General features: G+C 67.4%; 15 protein-coding genes. 9 read left to right on the forward strand and 6 right to left on the reverse strand.

Features of this window, described 5'->3' with window-relative positions:
* Window positions 1-49 precede the first annotated feature (49 nt).
* A complete protein-coding gene (locus tag ACIA76_RS25815; RefSeq protein ID WP_397154927.1) occupies window positions 50-1,012 on the reverse strand; it encodes a DUF1906 domain-containing protein in 963 nt (320 codons plus the stop codon).
* Between the two features lie 196 nt (window positions 1,013-1,208).
* On the opposite strand from ACIA76_RS25815, the gene ACIA76_RS25820 reads away from it, so the two are divergent.
* Together ACIA76_RS25820 and ACIA76_RS25825 are read left to right on the forward strand one after the other, a co-directional pair.
* Window positions 1,209-2,003, forward strand: a complete 795-nt coding sequence (locus ACIA76_RS25820; protein ID WP_397154929.1) for a VOC family protein — start codon at window positions 1,209-1,211, stop codon at window positions 2,001-2,003.
* 213 nt (window positions 2,004-2,216) lie between these two features.
* Window positions 2,217-2,951 carry a hypothetical protein gene (locus ACIA76_RS25825; protein ID WP_397154930.1) on the forward strand — a complete coding sequence of 245 codons (735 nt, stop codon included), beginning with the start codon at window positions 2,217-2,219 and terminating at the stop codon, window positions 2,949-2,951.
* A gap of 61 nt (window positions 2,952-3,012) precedes the next feature.
* Here the strand turns inward: ACIA76_RS25825 and ACIA76_RS25830 are convergent, their stop codons facing one another.
* The 5 genes from ACIA76_RS25830 to ACIA76_RS25850 all read right to left on the reverse strand — a co-directional run bounded on the left by ACIA76_RS25830 (window position 3,013) and on the right by ACIA76_RS25850 (window position 8,559).
* Window positions 3,013-3,798 carry an MHYT domain-containing protein gene (locus ACIA76_RS25830; RefSeq protein WP_397154932.1) on the reverse strand — a complete coding sequence of 262 codons (786 nt, stop codon included), beginning with the start codon at window positions 3,796-3,798 and terminating at the stop codon, window positions 3,013-3,015.
* Window positions 3,795-4,463 carry a GTP-binding protein gene (locus ACIA76_RS25835; RefSeq protein WP_397154934.1) on the reverse strand — a complete coding sequence of 223 codons (669 nt, stop codon included), beginning with the start codon at window positions 4,461-4,463 and terminating at the stop codon, window positions 3,795-3,797. The genes ACIA76_RS25830 and ACIA76_RS25835 overlap by 4 nt, the downstream gene beginning before the upstream one ends.
* Before the next feature lie 82 nt (window positions 4,464-4,545).
* Window positions 4,546-4,920, reverse strand: coding sequence for a DUF742 domain-containing protein (locus tag ACIA76_RS25840; RefSeq protein WP_397154936.1), 375 nt, complete (start codon window positions 4,918-4,920; stop codon window positions 4,546-4,548).
* A 7-nt stretch (window positions 4,921-4,927) separates the two neighbouring features.
* Window positions 4,928-5,344, reverse strand: a complete 417-nt coding sequence (locus ACIA76_RS25845) for a roadblock/LC7 domain-containing protein (protein WP_397154938.1) — start codon at window positions 5,342-5,344, stop codon at window positions 4,928-4,930.
* Window positions 5,341-8,559 carry an ATP-binding protein gene (locus ACIA76_RS25850; protein ID WP_397154940.1) on the reverse strand — a complete coding sequence of 1,073 codons (3,219 nt, stop codon included), beginning with the start codon at window positions 8,557-8,559 and terminating at the stop codon, window positions 5,341-5,343. Before ACIA76_RS25850 ends, ACIA76_RS25845 begins: the two co-directional genes overlap by 4 nt.
* 428 nt (window positions 8,560-8,987) lie before the next feature.
* Between ACIA76_RS25850 and ACIA76_RS25855 the strand changes: the two genes are divergently transcribed.
* From ACIA76_RS25855 to ACIA76_RS25885, 7 genes are all read left to right on the forward strand, one after another.
* Complete coding sequence (locus ACIA76_RS25855; protein WP_397154942.1) at window positions 8,988-9,677, forward strand: response regulator transcription factor; 690 nt, start codon at window positions 8,988-8,990, stop codon at window positions 9,675-9,677.
* A gap of 40 nt (window positions 9,678-9,717) precedes the next feature.
* Complete coding sequence (locus tag ACIA76_RS25860; RefSeq protein WP_397155079.1) at window positions 9,718-11,154, forward strand: ATP-binding protein; 1,437 nt, start codon at window positions 9,718-9,720, stop codon at window positions 11,152-11,154.
* A gap of 71 nt (window positions 11,155-11,225) precedes the next feature.
* Window positions 11,226-12,656 carry a S1C family serine protease gene (locus ACIA76_RS25865; protein ID WP_397154944.1) on the forward strand — a complete coding sequence of 477 codons (1,431 nt, stop codon included), beginning with the start codon at window positions 11,226-11,228 and terminating at the stop codon, window positions 12,654-12,656.
* A gap of 89 nt (window positions 12,657-12,745) precedes the next feature.
* Window positions 12,746-13,240, forward strand: coding sequence for a molybdenum cofactor biosynthesis protein B (locus ACIA76_RS25870; protein ID WP_397155081.1), 495 nt, complete (start codon window positions 12,746-12,748; stop codon window positions 13,238-13,240).
* Window positions 13,237-13,473, forward strand: a complete 237-nt coding sequence (locus ACIA76_RS25875) for a hypothetical protein (protein ID WP_397154946.1) — start codon at window positions 13,237-13,239, stop codon at window positions 13,471-13,473. The genes ACIA76_RS25870 and ACIA76_RS25875 overlap by 4 nt, the downstream gene beginning before the upstream one ends.
* Before the next feature lie 378 nt (window positions 13,474-13,851).
* The gene (locus ACIA76_RS25880) at window positions 13,852-14,529 is read left to right on the forward strand and encodes an MspA family porin (protein ID WP_397154948.1); all 678 of its coding nucleotides are present in this window, start codon (window positions 13,852-13,854) and stop codon (window positions 14,527-14,529) included.
* Between the two features lie 63 nt (window positions 14,530-14,592).
* On the forward strand, window positions 14,593-15,276 hold the full coding sequence (locus tag ACIA76_RS25885; protein ID WP_397154950.1) for an MspA family porin: 684 nt from the start codon (window positions 14,593-14,595) through the stop codon (window positions 15,274-15,276).
* The last annotated feature ends 84 nt before the right edge of the window (window positions 15,277-15,360 follow it).

Below are 15,360 nucleotides of genomic sequence, written 5' to 3' on the forward strand. Positions count from 1 at the left end.
GAAGAACCCGCTCATCGCCACTTCTGCGCCCGTTCGGGCGTTTTCCCGGTTACCGCGCATCGTCATCGCCGCCGTGCCCGGGCCGCGGCAGCTCGTCGAACAGGGCCTCCAGCCGGGTCAGCCCCTCGGTGACGACGGTGGCCGGACCGGACAGTAGCGACAGCGGCCAGGGCCAATGATGCTGCGACAGCTCCTGGACCTGTGTGCTCAGCTCGGCGGTCGCCGCCTCCAGATCGCTGATCTCCGTACGCAATTCGGCGATCTGCGCCAGCGCCGCCGCTAGGGCCTCCACCAGCGAACGATTGTCGCCGTTCGTATCGACGCCCAGCTGCGGCCAACCGGCCAGGCCGGGTCCACGCAGCTGGACCTGGATATCGCGCAGGATCGCGTCCTGTTCCCCGGTCACATCCGGTTCCTTTCCCTCGATGAAGTCCCATTGACCGAAATCCTCGGTCTCGGCCTCGTTCACATCGCACACCACGCCCGCGACCAATACCTGCCCGCCGGTCTGGGACAGCTGTCGACGCTGCTCGACCTTGCCGCCTGACCATGCCGTGGTCTGCCAGGCCCAGCGCGCCGAACCGGCGTCCAGTGCGCGGCTCACCGGCCAATAGCCGCCGTAGAGACCGGTATTCGCGCGGCCGAGCACGCTCGCGGCGCCGTCGAGATAGGCATCGATCGCGGACTGCTGTTCGGCGGTGGCGTCGAAATCCGCGGAGAAGTAGATCGGCCGATCCGTGCGCCCGCCGCAGCGCAGCACTTGATCCAGCGCCGCGCGGGCATCGGTCACGCCCGCCGCGTAGCCGTCGAGCATGCGCGTGGCCGTCGTCTCCCAATTCGACACGATCGAGACCCCGTACGCGCGCAGGTCGGCCGCCTCCTCGGGTGTCAACAGCTTGTCCGGCAGCGTCGCCCCGCCGGGCGACAGATAACGAACCACGAAGTCGTACCCTGCGGCCCGGATGGCGCTACCACCCGGCCGAGCCGCGGCGTAGTCCAAGCCGAAACGCATGGATCCCACTGTAATTCGCAGGCCGAGGACTCGCTGGCGCATGAGGGATTCGGCACCGCGGGCGGGCGGCCCCGGAGTGTCGACTCGCGGTACTTGTCGGCGAGGGCTGGTTCACTACTAGCAGGTGTGTGATCGACGTCACTTTGCTGATCGATTCGCGAGTGCTGGTGGTGGACGGCAGGGAATGGAGAGGACGATGTCTGTTCGGCGGGAACCGTGGCCGGAGGGGACGCCCAGTTGGGTGGATTGCCAGGTCGATGATCCGATCAAGGAGAGCGAGTTCTACGCGGGGTTGTTCGGCTGGGAGATCCGGGGCGCGGGGGAGGATGCCGGGGGTTATCTGATGGCCATGAAGGATGGCGAGTCCGTCGCCGGGATCGGCCCGAAACCACAGCCGGGAATGCTCTCGGTGTGGACGACCTATCTGGCCGCGGGCGATGCCGATGCCGTCGCGGAGCGGGTGGTCCGGGCCGGCGGGCAGGTCATGATGCCGCCGTTCGATGTGATGGACGCCGGTCGCATGTTCGTCGCGGCCGATTCGACCGGTGGCATGTTCGGGGTCTGGCAGGCCCGTGCGCATCACGGCGCCACCGTCTTCAACGAACACGGCACGTATTGCTGGAACGAATTGCACACCAGGCAGTTCGAGGCCGCGGAGAAGTTCTACGCGGACGTCTTCGGCTACACCTATGAGCATGTCGGCGACGGCACATCGATGCGCTACGCCATGTTCACCCCACCCGATGCCGAACGGGCCGTGGGCGGAATCAACGACGACACCCTGATGCCGGGCGAACCCATGCCCAGCTACTGGCTGACCTGGTTCCAATACGACGACGTGGACGAGGGTCTGGCCCGCGCCGGTGGACTCGGTGCCGCGATCATGATGCCCGCGATCGATTCCCCGGTGGGCCGGATGGCCATCGTCGCCGCCCCGCAGGGCGAGGCCTTCGGCCTTCTCGACACGAATGTGCGCGTGGGGGAGATGTGATACCTCGAGAGCGGGCTGAGTGTTTGCTGTGCTCTCGGTGTGGCCAGATGGTCCGAATTTCCGGCTTCTTAACAAGAACGGCACAATCTTGGCGATTTGCTGACGGGTCTTGTTACCAAGACGTAATAATAGCCAGACAGCATGCTTGAGGGTTCGATTTGTAGCCTGCGCGCCAGAGGTTGGTGGCGCCCCCTGCTGAAGGAAGCTTTTCTGATGAGGTTCACGAAGTTAGCCGCGACGTCGGCGCTGGTCATCGCGGCTGTCGGCATCTCGGCCGGCACGGCCTACGCCGATGTCCCCTCGACGCCCGCGTCGAATTCGACCCTGCAGACCGATCTCCTGCCGGGGATTCACTACAAGGCCAGCTTGGTTGATCATTCGGTAGTCGTCAGCACCGACAGCGGGTCCATGGCGGCGCGCGACGGTCAGTTTCAATTCCTCGATGGCAGTGGCCAGGTGGTTGCTGCTCTGCCGCTGAGCTATCAGCGGGGCGGCCAGAGCTTCCCGATCGCCGCGGCGGTCGACGGCCACACCGCGACGCTGACCCCGAGCACCGACCCCGCGCAGGCCACCCCGGTCGCCGCGCAGGTTCCGGATCTGCGCAATGTCGATGCCACCGCCAACCCGAACTTCAACCAGGCGGTGAGCAACCTGTCCAGTGAGGTGGCGATCGGCGTGGCCATCGGCACCCTGATCGGCACCGCGATCGGCGCGGGCATCGGCTGCATCGCCGGTGGCGTGGTGGCGGGCGCCGCTGGCGCCGCGGTCACCATCGGCACCCTGGCGGTTCCGGCCGCCCTCGGCGGCTGCCTGGTCACCGGCGCGGCGCTGGCGGCCATTGGCGCGGTCGCGGGCACCATCATCATCGGTGGTCCCGTCACGGCGGTGGCGCTGTTCCAGTTCTTCGCGGATCTGGCGACCCCGCCGGCTCCGACTCCGTCGAAGTAACCGAGCCGCAACGGAATTCGGGCCGGATCGCCTTGGCGATCCGGCCCGAACACGTTCTCGCTCAGGACGATTGCGATACCAGGGGACGACGCCTCGTGCGCGGCTTCGTCGTCTGCGCGGCGCGGGCGCTGCCCGATCGATCCGGCGCGACCAGCACGGCGGTGATCGGCACCGCCAGCGACAGCGTGCCCAGTACGAAGACCGGCACGAACAGGGTGAACAGATCGTCGCCGGCGGGTTGGCGCATCGCGGGATCCATCCGCACCCGCACCCCCGTCAGGCCGAGGTAGTGCAGCGTGCAGATCAGGAATGCGAACCCCAGCGCGGCGCCCGCGAGCGTGATCAGGGTGCGCGGCCGGGTCGTGGTGATCAGCAGCAGCGCCGCCGCGGCGATGGCCGTCACCGTCGCGCCCAAGGCCGCCAACGGATTCAGCGTGACCGAACCCTGCACCCGAATCGCGTCCATGCCGAGTAGATGCATCGACCCCAGCCCGAGACCCATCACCGCGCTGCCGCCCGCGAGCCTGCGCACCGAGGGTGAGCGACCGGCGACGAGCAGTCCGGCCAGCACCGAGACCACCGCGAGCACCGCGGCCAGAGCCACCTGCCAGACGTCGTATCGCAGATCGCCGTGTGGCACACCGACACCTAGCATGTTGACGTAGACGGCCAGCCATGTACCCACCGCGCCGATCGATACCGCAGCGGCGGTCAGCCACACCAGCCGGAACTTGGCCGTCACCGACAGCATGGACTGCCGGATACAGGCCAGCCCGACCAGGGCGCCCGCCAGCGAAACCCCCAGCGACAGCACCAGAACCCACAAACCCATCGTGAAGTAACTCACGAGACGCCCTGTCCGACGGACTGCCGCTGTGCCGCCCCGAGTCGCTGGATCGCGTATTCGGTGACCGCGGCCAGCGCCCCGCGCACCTCGCCCGCGTCGCGGGCATCGATATCCACGATCGGCACACCGTCGCGGATCGACAGGGCTTCGCGCATCTCGGTCACCGGGAACCGCGGCGCCTCGGGAAAACGGTTGACCGCCACCAGGAACGGCAGCCCGCGGGCCTCGAAGAAGTCCACCGAGGCGAAGCTGTCCTCGATGCGGCGGGTATCTACCAGCACCACCGCGCCGATCGCGCCGCGGATCAGGTCGTCCCACATGAACCAGAACCGCCGCTGTCCGGGCGTGCCGAACAGGTACAGCGCGAGATTGCCCGGCAGGATGATGCGGCCGAAATCCATGGCGACCGTGGTGGTTTCCTTGTCCGGGGTGGCCGACAGATCATCGACACCGTCGGAGACCCCGGTCACCATGGCCTCGGTGCGCAGCGGCACGATCTCCGAGACCGCGCCCACGAAGGTCGTCTTCCCGACGCCGAATCCGCCCGCCACAACGATTTTCGTGGAGGCTGTCCGGCCGTCGATGTCCACGGAGAACGGATTCGGCTGTGGTAAGCCCGGATTCGGCGAAGGCGGGGAGGGGGGTAGGGGATTCTGCTGCGGCATGAAGGAATTCTGGTACGGTCCTGGTGCTTTGGGCGGGAGGGGGGAATTCTGGCTGGTCGCAGTGCGTTTCGGTAATCCGGGTTCAGAGGGCGCGCAGTCCACGCAGGGTCCTCTCCATCAGATCGCGGCGCTCGTCGAAGCTGGCGTATTCGCTCAGCGTGGTGTGTACCCGCATGGTCTTGGCCACAACCAGATCGCCGATCACGACCCGGACCATGCCCAGCGGCCGCTGTATATGGGCGGCGATCTCGGCCACCGACAGCCGGGCCGTTCCGAGCCGGAGGATGTCGGTGCGGATATCGCCGTGCGGCCAGTCGAATTGGTTGGCGTACGGCAGGGTTTCGACCACCGCCTCGAGCGGCAGCTCGACGGCGGGTTCGGTCCGACCCGCGGTCAGTGCATAGGGTCGGACACGTGTGGTTGGCCGGCCCGAGCCGGCCCCGAGGGAACTCGACATCGCACTCTCAGACCGCCGAGCGGGCCGTAGCCTGCACGGCCGAACCGACTCGATCCGACAGCAGCGCCATCTCGTAGCCGATGCGGCCGATGTCGTGCTGCTTGTTCGCCAGTACCGCCAGATGGGAACCGTTGCCCACACTCATCACCAGAAGATAACCGCGTTGCATATCCACGATCGACTGCATGACCTTGCCGCCGTCGAACAGTTGGGCCGCGCCCGAGGACAGGCTCGCCAGGCCGGCGGTGACGGCCGCCAACTGCTCGGCCCGATCCGTGGGTAGGTGCGGGCTGGTGGCCTGTAGTAGCCCGTCGGCCGAGACCAGTACCGCGTGGGATACGCCCGGCACATCGCGCGTGAAGCGGGTGACCAGCCAGTTCAGGTTTTCATCGGTTCCGGTGGGAGTCTGCTGGGTGTCGGTCATGCTGAGCCTCCGTCGTAGTGCTGAGCATCCGCACGTCCGCTGCGGACGCCGCTCAGATGTCTGGACAAGTTGGTGCGGATCTCCTCCGGATCGGGGGCACCGGATCGTGTCGTGGTGGACAGGCCGCCGGGCACCAGCTGCGCGCCGGGGCGGCGGATCGGCAGACCACCCTCGGTATGCCGGGCGGAGGCGGGACTGCTGGCCTCGGCCGCGGCCGCCCAGCCCGCGTCGGCGGAGGAGGTCCATCCGTTCCCGGGTCCGCTCGAGGAGGGTTCGACCAGCCATTCCGAGACCATGCGCTGGTAGATCGGCGATTCACCGCGGTCCGGTTCCGGTTCGGCGGTCGAGGAGGCGAAATCTGGTGCGGCGACGTCGGATTCGGACGACACGGAATGACCGGCCCGGCCCGGCGGATAGTCGGCGGTCTCGGCCCAGATATCCAGCGGCCGCACGTCCGGCTCCCGATCGTGGTGCCCCGCAGCCGCTTCGGTGGGCGTCACCCGATGCGTGAACGCCTCATCACCGAAAGCGCCCCCGCCTCGATCCTGCCCCCAGTCCGCCAGTGCGAAGCCATCATCCGCCCGACCGGTTCCCGAACCCCACCGTGCGAAACCCTCATCCACGTGGTCCGGCTCGGGATCGTGTTGCGTGAAGATGTGGCTCGGGTGGTCCGGCTGGGAATCGTGTTGTGTGGAGCCGTAACCGGGCGGGTCTGCCTCGGAATCGTGTTGCGTGAAGTCGTAACCGGGCCGGTCTGCCTCGGGATCATGTTGCGTGAAGTCGTGGCCCGCTCGGTCCGGCTGGGAATCGTGTTGTGTGAAGCCGTAACCGGCCCGGTCCGGCTCGGAATCGTGTTGCGTGGAGCCGTAACCGGCCCGGTCCGGCTCGGAATCGTGTTGCGTGAAGCCGTAACCCGCCCGGTCCGTCTCCGGATCGTGTCGAGTGAAGACATCGTCCGCCCGGACGGGGGCCGAATTCGGGTGGATGAACTCGTCGTCCGCATCGGCCGGGTCCGGATCCCGTGGTGTGAAGGGATCATTCGGTTCGTCGGGCTCGTGCGATGCGGATTCGGCCGGCTCGGGCGCGGATTCGGCGGGGGCGCGGTGCAGTGGTGTGATCACGCCCTCGCCGAAGGCGGATTCGCGGTGGGTGAACAGCTCGCCCGTGCTGCGGTGGGTGAACAGTCCGTCGGTGAGTGCGGGGGCGTGATCGTCGGGCTCGTGCGGGGCGAACAGGTCGTCGGCCGGGATCGGGGGGCCGAAGTCGGCGGCCTCGCCCGGACGGCGCTGGGGCAGTTCGGTTTCGGGGCGGGCGAACAGGGCCGTGGTCTCCGGGTCGGGGACGGCGGTCAGAAGTGTGGGGCCGATCGGGCTGGGGAAGGGGGCGATGATCGGTTGCGGGCCCGTCGCGGATTCCGGCAGCGGGGACACCAGGGCGTTGGGCAGATGCACGCTGGCCGTGACGCCCGGCTGTGGGCCCGCGGTCGCGGTGCGGCGCAGGCTCACCGTGACCGTATGTCGCTTGGCCAGCCGGCCGACCACGAAAAGACCCATGCGGCGGGCGGTTTCGACGGTCACCTCGCCACCGGAGGCCAGGCGCTCGTTGATCGCGCGCAGATCCTCCGACGACATGCCCAGCCCGCGATCGGTGATCTCGATGAGATAGCCGCCGTCCACCGCACGGGTCACCGACACCGCGACCGGGGTGTCGGGCGGCGAATAGCGCAGCGAATTGTCGATCAGCTCGGCCAGCAGATGTTCGATATCGACCGCGGGCTCACCGGCCACGATGCCGTCGGGCACCGTGCCGATCTCCACCCGCTGATAGTCCTCGACCTGAGAGACCGCACTCCACAGCATGTCCGACAGCGGCGTCGGCGGCAGCAGGCCGCGGCGCAGCGCGGTGCCCGCGAGCACCAGCAGGTTGTCGCCGTTGCGGCGCATGCGGGTGGCCAGATGGTCGAGCCGGAACAGGCTCTGCAGTCGGTCGGAGTCGTCCTCGTCGCGCTCGAGATCCTCGATCAACCCCAGCTGCTGTTCCACCAGCGATTGGCTGCGCCGCGACAGCGTCTCGAACATGTTGCCGATCTGCAGCCGCAGGCGGGCCTGTTCGGCGGCCAGATGCAGGGCCTGGCGGTGCATATCGTCGACCGCGCGGGCCAGCTGACCGATCTCCTCGGTGGTGTGCACATCGACCGGCACGATCTCCGGCGTCGCCCCGCCCTCGCGCACGACGGCCAGCTCGGCGGGCAGATCGGTGTGGGCGACCTGCAGCGCGTCGCGCCGCAGCCGCCGCACGGGCACGACCAGCGAGCGCGCGACCGCCAGCGCCAGCGCGAGGCCGACGAGCAGCGTCACCACCACCAGCGCCACATCGCGCAGCACGTTGGTGCGCGCGTCGATCGAACGATGCGACAGCCCGGAATCGATCTGCGTGGCAAGCTGATCGGTGGCCTGGTTGTAGGTATCGGCGCTGGTCCGCATCGAATCCGCCACGCCGGGCACGGTGATCGGCTCGACCGCGTTCTGGCTCAGCGCGGCCATCCGGATCTGCAGCGCCCCGAGCAGCACATCCGGTTTGACCGCGGTATCGGGTGCCACCTGGACGTAGTGGTTGATCATGGTCTGCTCGGCGCCGGTGGCACTGAGCACGCGGGCCAGGGTGGCCGGATTGTTGCCGATCTCACCGGCACTGATCAGCAACTGCTGCTGGGTGAACTGCCGGCGCGCGGCCGCGATCGCGCCCAGCTGACCGAAGTAATGCTCGATCGCGGCGTCCTGCGGGGTCGGCAGTGCGGTGAGCGCGGTGCTGACATGGCGCGAAACCTCATCGGCCTGTTGGCCGATCGCGGCCGGGGTCGTGGCGCGCGGATTGTTGCGCAGGGTTCGCCCGGCCTCGAGTGCCTGATTCAATTCGGCGAGGGCGCGTGGTTCGCCGTTGGTCACCTTCAGCGTCGACTGCAGCTCGGCCGATGCCTGATCGAACCGGGTCGAGGCCTGGTCGAGGGTGGTGTCGGCGACCCGATCGCCGCCCGCGACGACCGCGAGCTGATCGGCGGCCGCGGCGAAGGCGAGCGTGGGGCGGATGATCCGTGCCTGCTCGCTCGCGGTGTCGAACTGGGCGATCCGGCCGAGTTCGTCCTTGATCCGTAAGACGGCGAATGTCGAGGCCAGGAGGACGGGCAGCAGCAAGACGATGCCGACCTTGCTGGTCACGGACAGGTTGGACAGACTCCTCTGCCATGGCCGCGGTGCAGTGCCCATCCCGCTTCAGTCGCCTCCACTCGCGCAATTGCCCCGGGCCCCGACCACGCTGCCCGAGGCCCCGCTCACGAGAGGCGCCTTCCCCGGTGGGTGTTCGAATTCGCACTCATGAACTGTCGACCGTACTGGTCCAACGGGTTGAGAACCAACTAGAGGTCTACTTTTACCGCAGGCAACATACCGTGTGAACACCGTCGCGGCAATTCGATCGTTCACGCCGTGGTTCGCCGAAATTCGCTGTACGCAAGCACTTTCGTCGCCGGTCGAAAAGGAAAGGGCACCTCGCGACCCGAACACGCAGGTCATCCCGGCGGATACACTGGCGTGTCGGATGTTTGCTTCTCAGTCGACTCTCAGTCGATACGGTCAGACTGGTGGCTATGCGCATTCTGGTAGTCGACGACGACCGCGCGGTTCGCGAATCGCTGCGACGGTCGCTCACGTTCAACGGCTACTCCGTCGATCTGGCGGTGGACGGGGTCGATGCTCTGGACAAGGTGTCCGCGGGGCGGCCCGATGCTCTGGTTCTCGATGTGATGATGCCGCGGCTGGACGGGCTCGAGGTGTGCCGCAGACTCCGCAGCACCGGCGACGATCTGCCGATTCTGGTTCTTACCGCCCGCGATTCGGTCTCCGAACGGGTAGCGGGTCTCGACGCCGGCGCCGACGACTATCTGCCCAAGCCGTTCGCGCTCGAGGAACTGCTCGCGCGCCTGCGCGCCCTGCTGCGCCGCACCACCGTCGATTCGGCCGTGGAGGCCTCGGAGGCGATGAGCTTCGCGGATCTGTCGCTGGACCCGGTCACCCGCGAGGTCACCCGCGGCGAACGGTCGATCAGCCTCACCCGCACCGAGTTCTCGCTGCTGGAAATGCTGATGGCCAACCCGCGCCGCGTGCTGACCCGCAGCCGGATCCTCGAGGAGGTGTGGGGTTACGACTTCCCCACCTCCGGCAATGCGCTCGAGGTCTACATCGGATACCTCCGCCGCAAGACCGAGGCCGAGGGCGAGGCGCGTCTGATCCATACGGTGCGCGGTGTCGGTTACGTGCTGCGCGAGACGCCCCCGTAGGAGCGCCGTCACCGTGGGAAGAACCAATCCGCGCCAGCCGATGATCCCGGGATTCGATCCCTCGGCCGACGGCATCGAGATGCGTCCGCCGACGCCGCTCACGAGTTCGGTATCGCTGCGCTGGCGAGTCACGCTGCTGGCCGCCTCGGTGGTGTTGGTCGCGGTCGCGCTGACCTCGATCGCCGCCTATGCGATGGTGGCGCGATCGCTGTACGCCGATGTGGACAAGCAGCTGCAGGCCCGGGCCGCCGGCATGATCAGCAACGATCTCGACCAGCTCGACTATCAGCAGGTGCTGATGCTGGGCAGCCTGTATTCCAGCGATGTGTCCATCGCCCTGCACTATCCGGGTACCTCCGGCTGGATCGCGCTGCCGCGTCAGTACGATCCGCCGATCGGGGAGTCGGAGAATGCGGTGGCGCGCGGCGAGGCCAAGTTCTCGCTGCGCACCAGCAAGAATCAGCGGGTTCTGGCCGAGAAGATGAAAACCGGTGCCACGCTGGCGATCTGGGAGCCGCTGCAGCCGACCAAGGATGTGCTGGATCGGCTGGCGTGGCTGCTGTTCGTGGTCGGCGGCTGCGGGGTCGTGGTGGCGGGCGCCGCCGGCGCCGCGGTGGGTCGCACCGGATTACGGCCGATCGCTCGGCTGACCGCGGCGACCGAGCGGGTCGCCCGCAACGAGGATCTGACGCCGATCCAGGTCACCGGCGACGACGAATTGGCTCGGCTCACCGAGAGTTTCAATGCGATGCTGCGCGCGCTGGCCGAATCCCGGGGGCGGCAACGACGCCTGGTCGCCGATGCCGGGCACGAATTACGTACGCCATTGACGTCTTTGCGCACTAATATGGAACTGCTCATCGCCTCGTCCCGCCCGGGCGCACCGGCGATTCCGGAACAGGACATGGCCGAACTGCGTGCGGACGTCATGGCGCAAATCGAGGAATTGTCCACGCTGGTGGGTGATTTGGTGGACCTCGCGCGGGAGGACGCCCCGGAGACCGTCTATGAACAGCTCGATATCGGCGAGGTCGCCGAGCGCGCGCTGGAACGGGCGCGCCGCCGTCGCAGCGGCATCGAATTCGTCGCCGAACTGCGTCCGTGGTTCGTCTACGGACACGAGGCCGGATTGGAACGAGCGCTGCTCAATGTGCTCGACAATGCCGCGAAGTGGAGCCCATCCGGGCAACAAGTGCGCGTCGCCATGCGCGAAACCGGTCCGGGTCTGCTGGAATTCGCGGTAGACGACGCCGGGCCGGGTATTCCCCCGCCCGAGCGAGAGTTGGTGTTCGAACGCTTCTATCGGACCACGGCATCGCGGTCGATGCCGGGCTCCGGGCTGGGACTCGCCATCGTCAAACAGGTGGTGACGAAACACGGAGGGACGATCACAATCGACACGTCCGATCGCGACGGCGCGCTGATCCGCATCGTGCTGCCCGGTATGGGTGCTGTGCCCATAATCTCGGAGAACTGATAGGGCCGTCTCAGTCCGCTCTCAGTCGTGGTCATCAAGCTGGTCGACAGACTCGAGGAGAAACGAGGGAAATGACCGAGCAATCGAAGGACAGGCGCGACGAGCCGACGGCACAGCAGCCGGAGGCGAGCGGGCACCAGCCCACCGAGCAGCTTCCGTCGGCTCCGGCCCCCGAGCAGCAGGTTTATGCACCGGGTCAGGCTTACGCACCGGGTATGGGCGAACAGCCGACCACGCCCTACTACCCGACCTACGATCCGGGCATTGCCCACACCGCGCCGATGCCCCCGTACCAGGGCGCTTACGGTATGGCCGGGCAGCCGCCGATGGGCCCGGGGGGTCCGATCCCGGGCGCCTATCCGCCTCCCTCACCGCCGCGACGCCGGGGCGCTGCGGGCCTGATCGCGGGAGCCATCGCGCTGGTGCTGATCAGCGGCGGCATCGGCGGCGCGGTCGGCGCGCTGGTGAGCCGCAACGACACCGCCTCGGTCCCGGTCAGCAACGCCCTGTCCGCGCCGCCGCCCAAGGCCGCACCCGCCGCCAACGCCCCCGCGGGCACGGTTCCGGCCGTGGCACAGAAGGTGTTGCCGAGCGTCGTGATGATCCGGGTCGCCGGCGCACGCGCCGAGGGCGAGGGTTCCGGTGTGGTCCTGTCCTCGGATGGGCTGATCCTCACCAACAATCACGTCGCCAGCGGCGCCGGACCGAACGCCAAGATGGAGGTGCAGTTCAGCGACGGCACCACCACCTCGGCCTCGGTCGTCGGCGTCGATCCGGTCTCGGATCTCGCGGTGATCAAGGCCGCCAACAAGTCCGGCCTCACCCCGATCGAATTGGGCTCCTCGGCCAATCTCCAGGTCGGCCAGACGGTGGTCGCGATCGGCTCGCCGCTGGGCCTGGCCGGAACGGTGACCACGGGCATCGTCTCGGCGCTGAACCGTCCGGTATCGACGAGCGGTGAGGGTGGCAACAACGGTACGGCGACGGTCATTTCGGCGATCCAGACCGACGCACCCATCAACCCGGGCAACTCCGGTGGCGCCCTGGTGGATATGGACGGGCGGCTGATCGGCATCAATACCGCGATCGCGACGCTCGGCGCCGCCGATATGTCCGGCCAGCAGAGCGGATCGATCGGCCTCGGCTTCGCCATTCCGGTCGATCAGGCCCGCCGGGTCGCCGATCAGCTGACCAAGACCGGGCATGCCACCTACGCCCAGGTCGGGATCACGGTGAGCCGCCGCCCCGACGACACCAGCAACGGCGCCCGCGTGCAGGACGTCACGCCGGACGGCCCGGCCGCCAAGGCGGGCATCGCGGGCGGCGCCATCGTGACCAAGGTCGACGACCAGATCATCGATACCGGCAATGCGCTGGTCGCCGCGATCCGCGCGCATCAGCCCGGCGATAAGGTCAAGGTCACCTACACCGACCCCAACGGCCAGAATCCCAAGACCGTCGAGGTGACCCTCGCGGCCGCACCCGCGGAGGCCCCACGATGATCCACCGCCCCCGAACCCTGACGCTGCTTCCGGAATCCGTTGCCGGGGGACAGGAACCGCTGTCGGTCATGGACGCTACGGTGAGCACCATGGAAATCGATGCCGCTGTGGCCGGCCGTGCACTTGTCGTGGTCGTCGACGACCGAACCGCCCACGGCGGGGTCGACTCGCTGGGTCCCCTGGTGACCGAATTGCTCACCGAGGCAGGGTTCCTGGTGGATGCCACGGTGTCGGTGTCCAACGACGAGGTCGAGATCCGCAACGCGCTCAACACGGCCGTGATCGGCGGCGTCGACCTGGTGATCTCGGTCGGCGGTACCGGCATGGCCCCGCGTGATGTCACCCCGGAGGCCACCTCCGAGGTGCTCGACCGGGAGCTGCCGGGTATCAGCGAGGCGCTGCGCGCATCCGGTCTGGCGGCCGGCTCGCTGGATGCGGGACTGTCTCGCGGCCTGGCCGGGGTCTCGGGCAGCACGCTGGTGGTCAATCTGCCCGGCACCCGCGCCGCGGTGCGCGACGGTATGGCCACCCTCGGCCCGCTCGCCAGCAAGGTCATCGATGAACTCTCCGGATTGGACGAGTGATCGGCACACCACGCCCCGAGGACGAAACCCCTCCTCCCGCAGACGACGATCAGACCCCTCGCCCGCGCCGGGCGAGGGGTTCGTCGCGTTCGGCCGCCGAGGCGGCCCGGCTGGCTCGCATCTTCGGCGAAACCCTGCCGCAAACAACCAGTGACGAACGATCCACCGACGGCGAGCGGCCGAATTCGTCGGACGACTGGTTGCGCTCCCAGGTTCCCCCGCATCACGGTTGAGCGAACCGTCACGAGTGCGCCATCGACAGGACGCCTCGTGTTTCCGAGTTCTCACTGCATTTATGCGCGATTCGTAATATGAACGAGATTCCTATGTGATCCAGATCACACTGCCTTTACGGACGCTTACGTTGTCATGTAGTTGCCGCGCCGTTTAATGTTCGGCTTCGGGCTGCTCCACCTGCGGTTCTCGAAGGCTCGGGGAAGGCGCCTCGCGTCGACCTCATCGGAACTGGGCCCGGTTCCGGCAGTTTGGCGGGAAATTGATCGTCGGTTACACGACGGCAACAATCCGCCGACAAACTGAGCTGCGCCTGAAAGGGACCGCTTACAGCCTCGATGGTCGAGGCTGACTGTTAGAACCTGATGAGGGGAAGTATGAGCGAGAACCGCACCAACGGTTTGCGGCGTGGTGCCCGTATCGCGGGCATCGGCGCGGCCGCGGCCGTGGCCTTTGGCCTTTTCTCTACCGGTGCTGCCAACGCCGACGTCTTCGTACCGTTGCCGGACGGTCAGAAGCTTGGTCCCGATGGCGTTGTGATCACCCGCACCGGTGAACATGCCACAGTCTCGCCCTCGCTGGCGGACAACGGCTCTGGTCGTACCGTCTGGGTTTCGGGTAATGCGATCGCCGATGTGCCGAACGCTCCCATCGGCAAGGTCGGCCCGTACAACGGCGCGACCAATGCGCCGGGCACCGAAGGCTCGTCCACGCACGGCGCCTCTGCGGTGACCACCGGCTACATTGTCGGCTGCCAGGTCAACATCGGTAGTGACGCGATCTCGGCCGGCGTCTCCGGCAGTATCAACCTCACCGGCGGCACCCTCGGTGGTTCGATCGGTCTGAAGCTCGGCCCCGGCCAGGTGGCGTTCGTGCAGATCGATAGCAAGGACATCACCAAGCCCGGTACCTACTCGGTCGAGTACCAGGACGCCGAGATCCAGATCCAGAACTGCGCGGGATACGCCCAGGCGCGCGCGATCACCGTCGTCGAGGTCATTGGCGACCACTACTCGAAGACCACCCTCTACGGGCAGCCGTTCAGCATCGGCTGATGTGGTCGTCTCCTGCCAATCCTTTTCTCGCATATAGCGATTCACCCTATGAGGGACCAAAACATGAACATCCGTAAGACCGTGGCTCGCGCGGCCGGCATCGGTGCTGTCGCGACCGCCGCCCTGGGCCTGTTCTCCACCGGCGCCGCCAACGCCGACACCTTCATGCCGCTGCCGGGCGCGGACCTGACCAAGACCCTGTCCGACGGCACCGTCGTGCACCTCTGGGTCGACGGCGAGTCGGCCAACATCAACCCGTCCATGGGCTCCACCCCGCTGCATCGCAACGCGTGGGTCTCCGGCACCGCCCATATTCAGCTGTCGGGCAACAACGCAGCCGTCGGTGGCATCATCCGTCCCGGTTACGTGGTCGGCTGCCAGGTGAACATCTCGGGTGGCGACGCGAGCGCCCAGCCGAGTGTCGGAGTCGATTGGAGCAAGGGCCAGAACAGTGTCGCCGTCACGCCCAGCATGGGCGGCGGTGGCAACCTGACCCTCGGCCCCGGCGTGGCGCAGGCGTTCTACATCCTCGACCGCGAGGCGCCGGATGACTACGGCAACGAGAGCCACTCCACCAAGAACCCGTTCCACAACGGCAGTGGCTCGGTCGCCTGGTCCGACGAGACCATCGGCCTGACCGGCTGTGCGGGCTACGCACAGGCTCGCAACTTCGTGAGCGTCGAGGTCGAGACCGACAACGTCATCACCTGGACGACGGTGTGGGGTCAGCCGTTCAGCCTCGGCTGATATCCGCTACCAACACGCGATTGACAATGGGTCCGGCGCGAAATCGCCGGGCCCATTGGCGTTTTCGCATCGAGTGCCGTATTC

Source organism: Nocardia sp. NPDC051570, assembly GCF_044454005.1.
Classification (GTDB): Bacteria; Actinomycetota; Actinomycetes; order Mycobacteriales; family Mycobacteriaceae; genus Nocardia.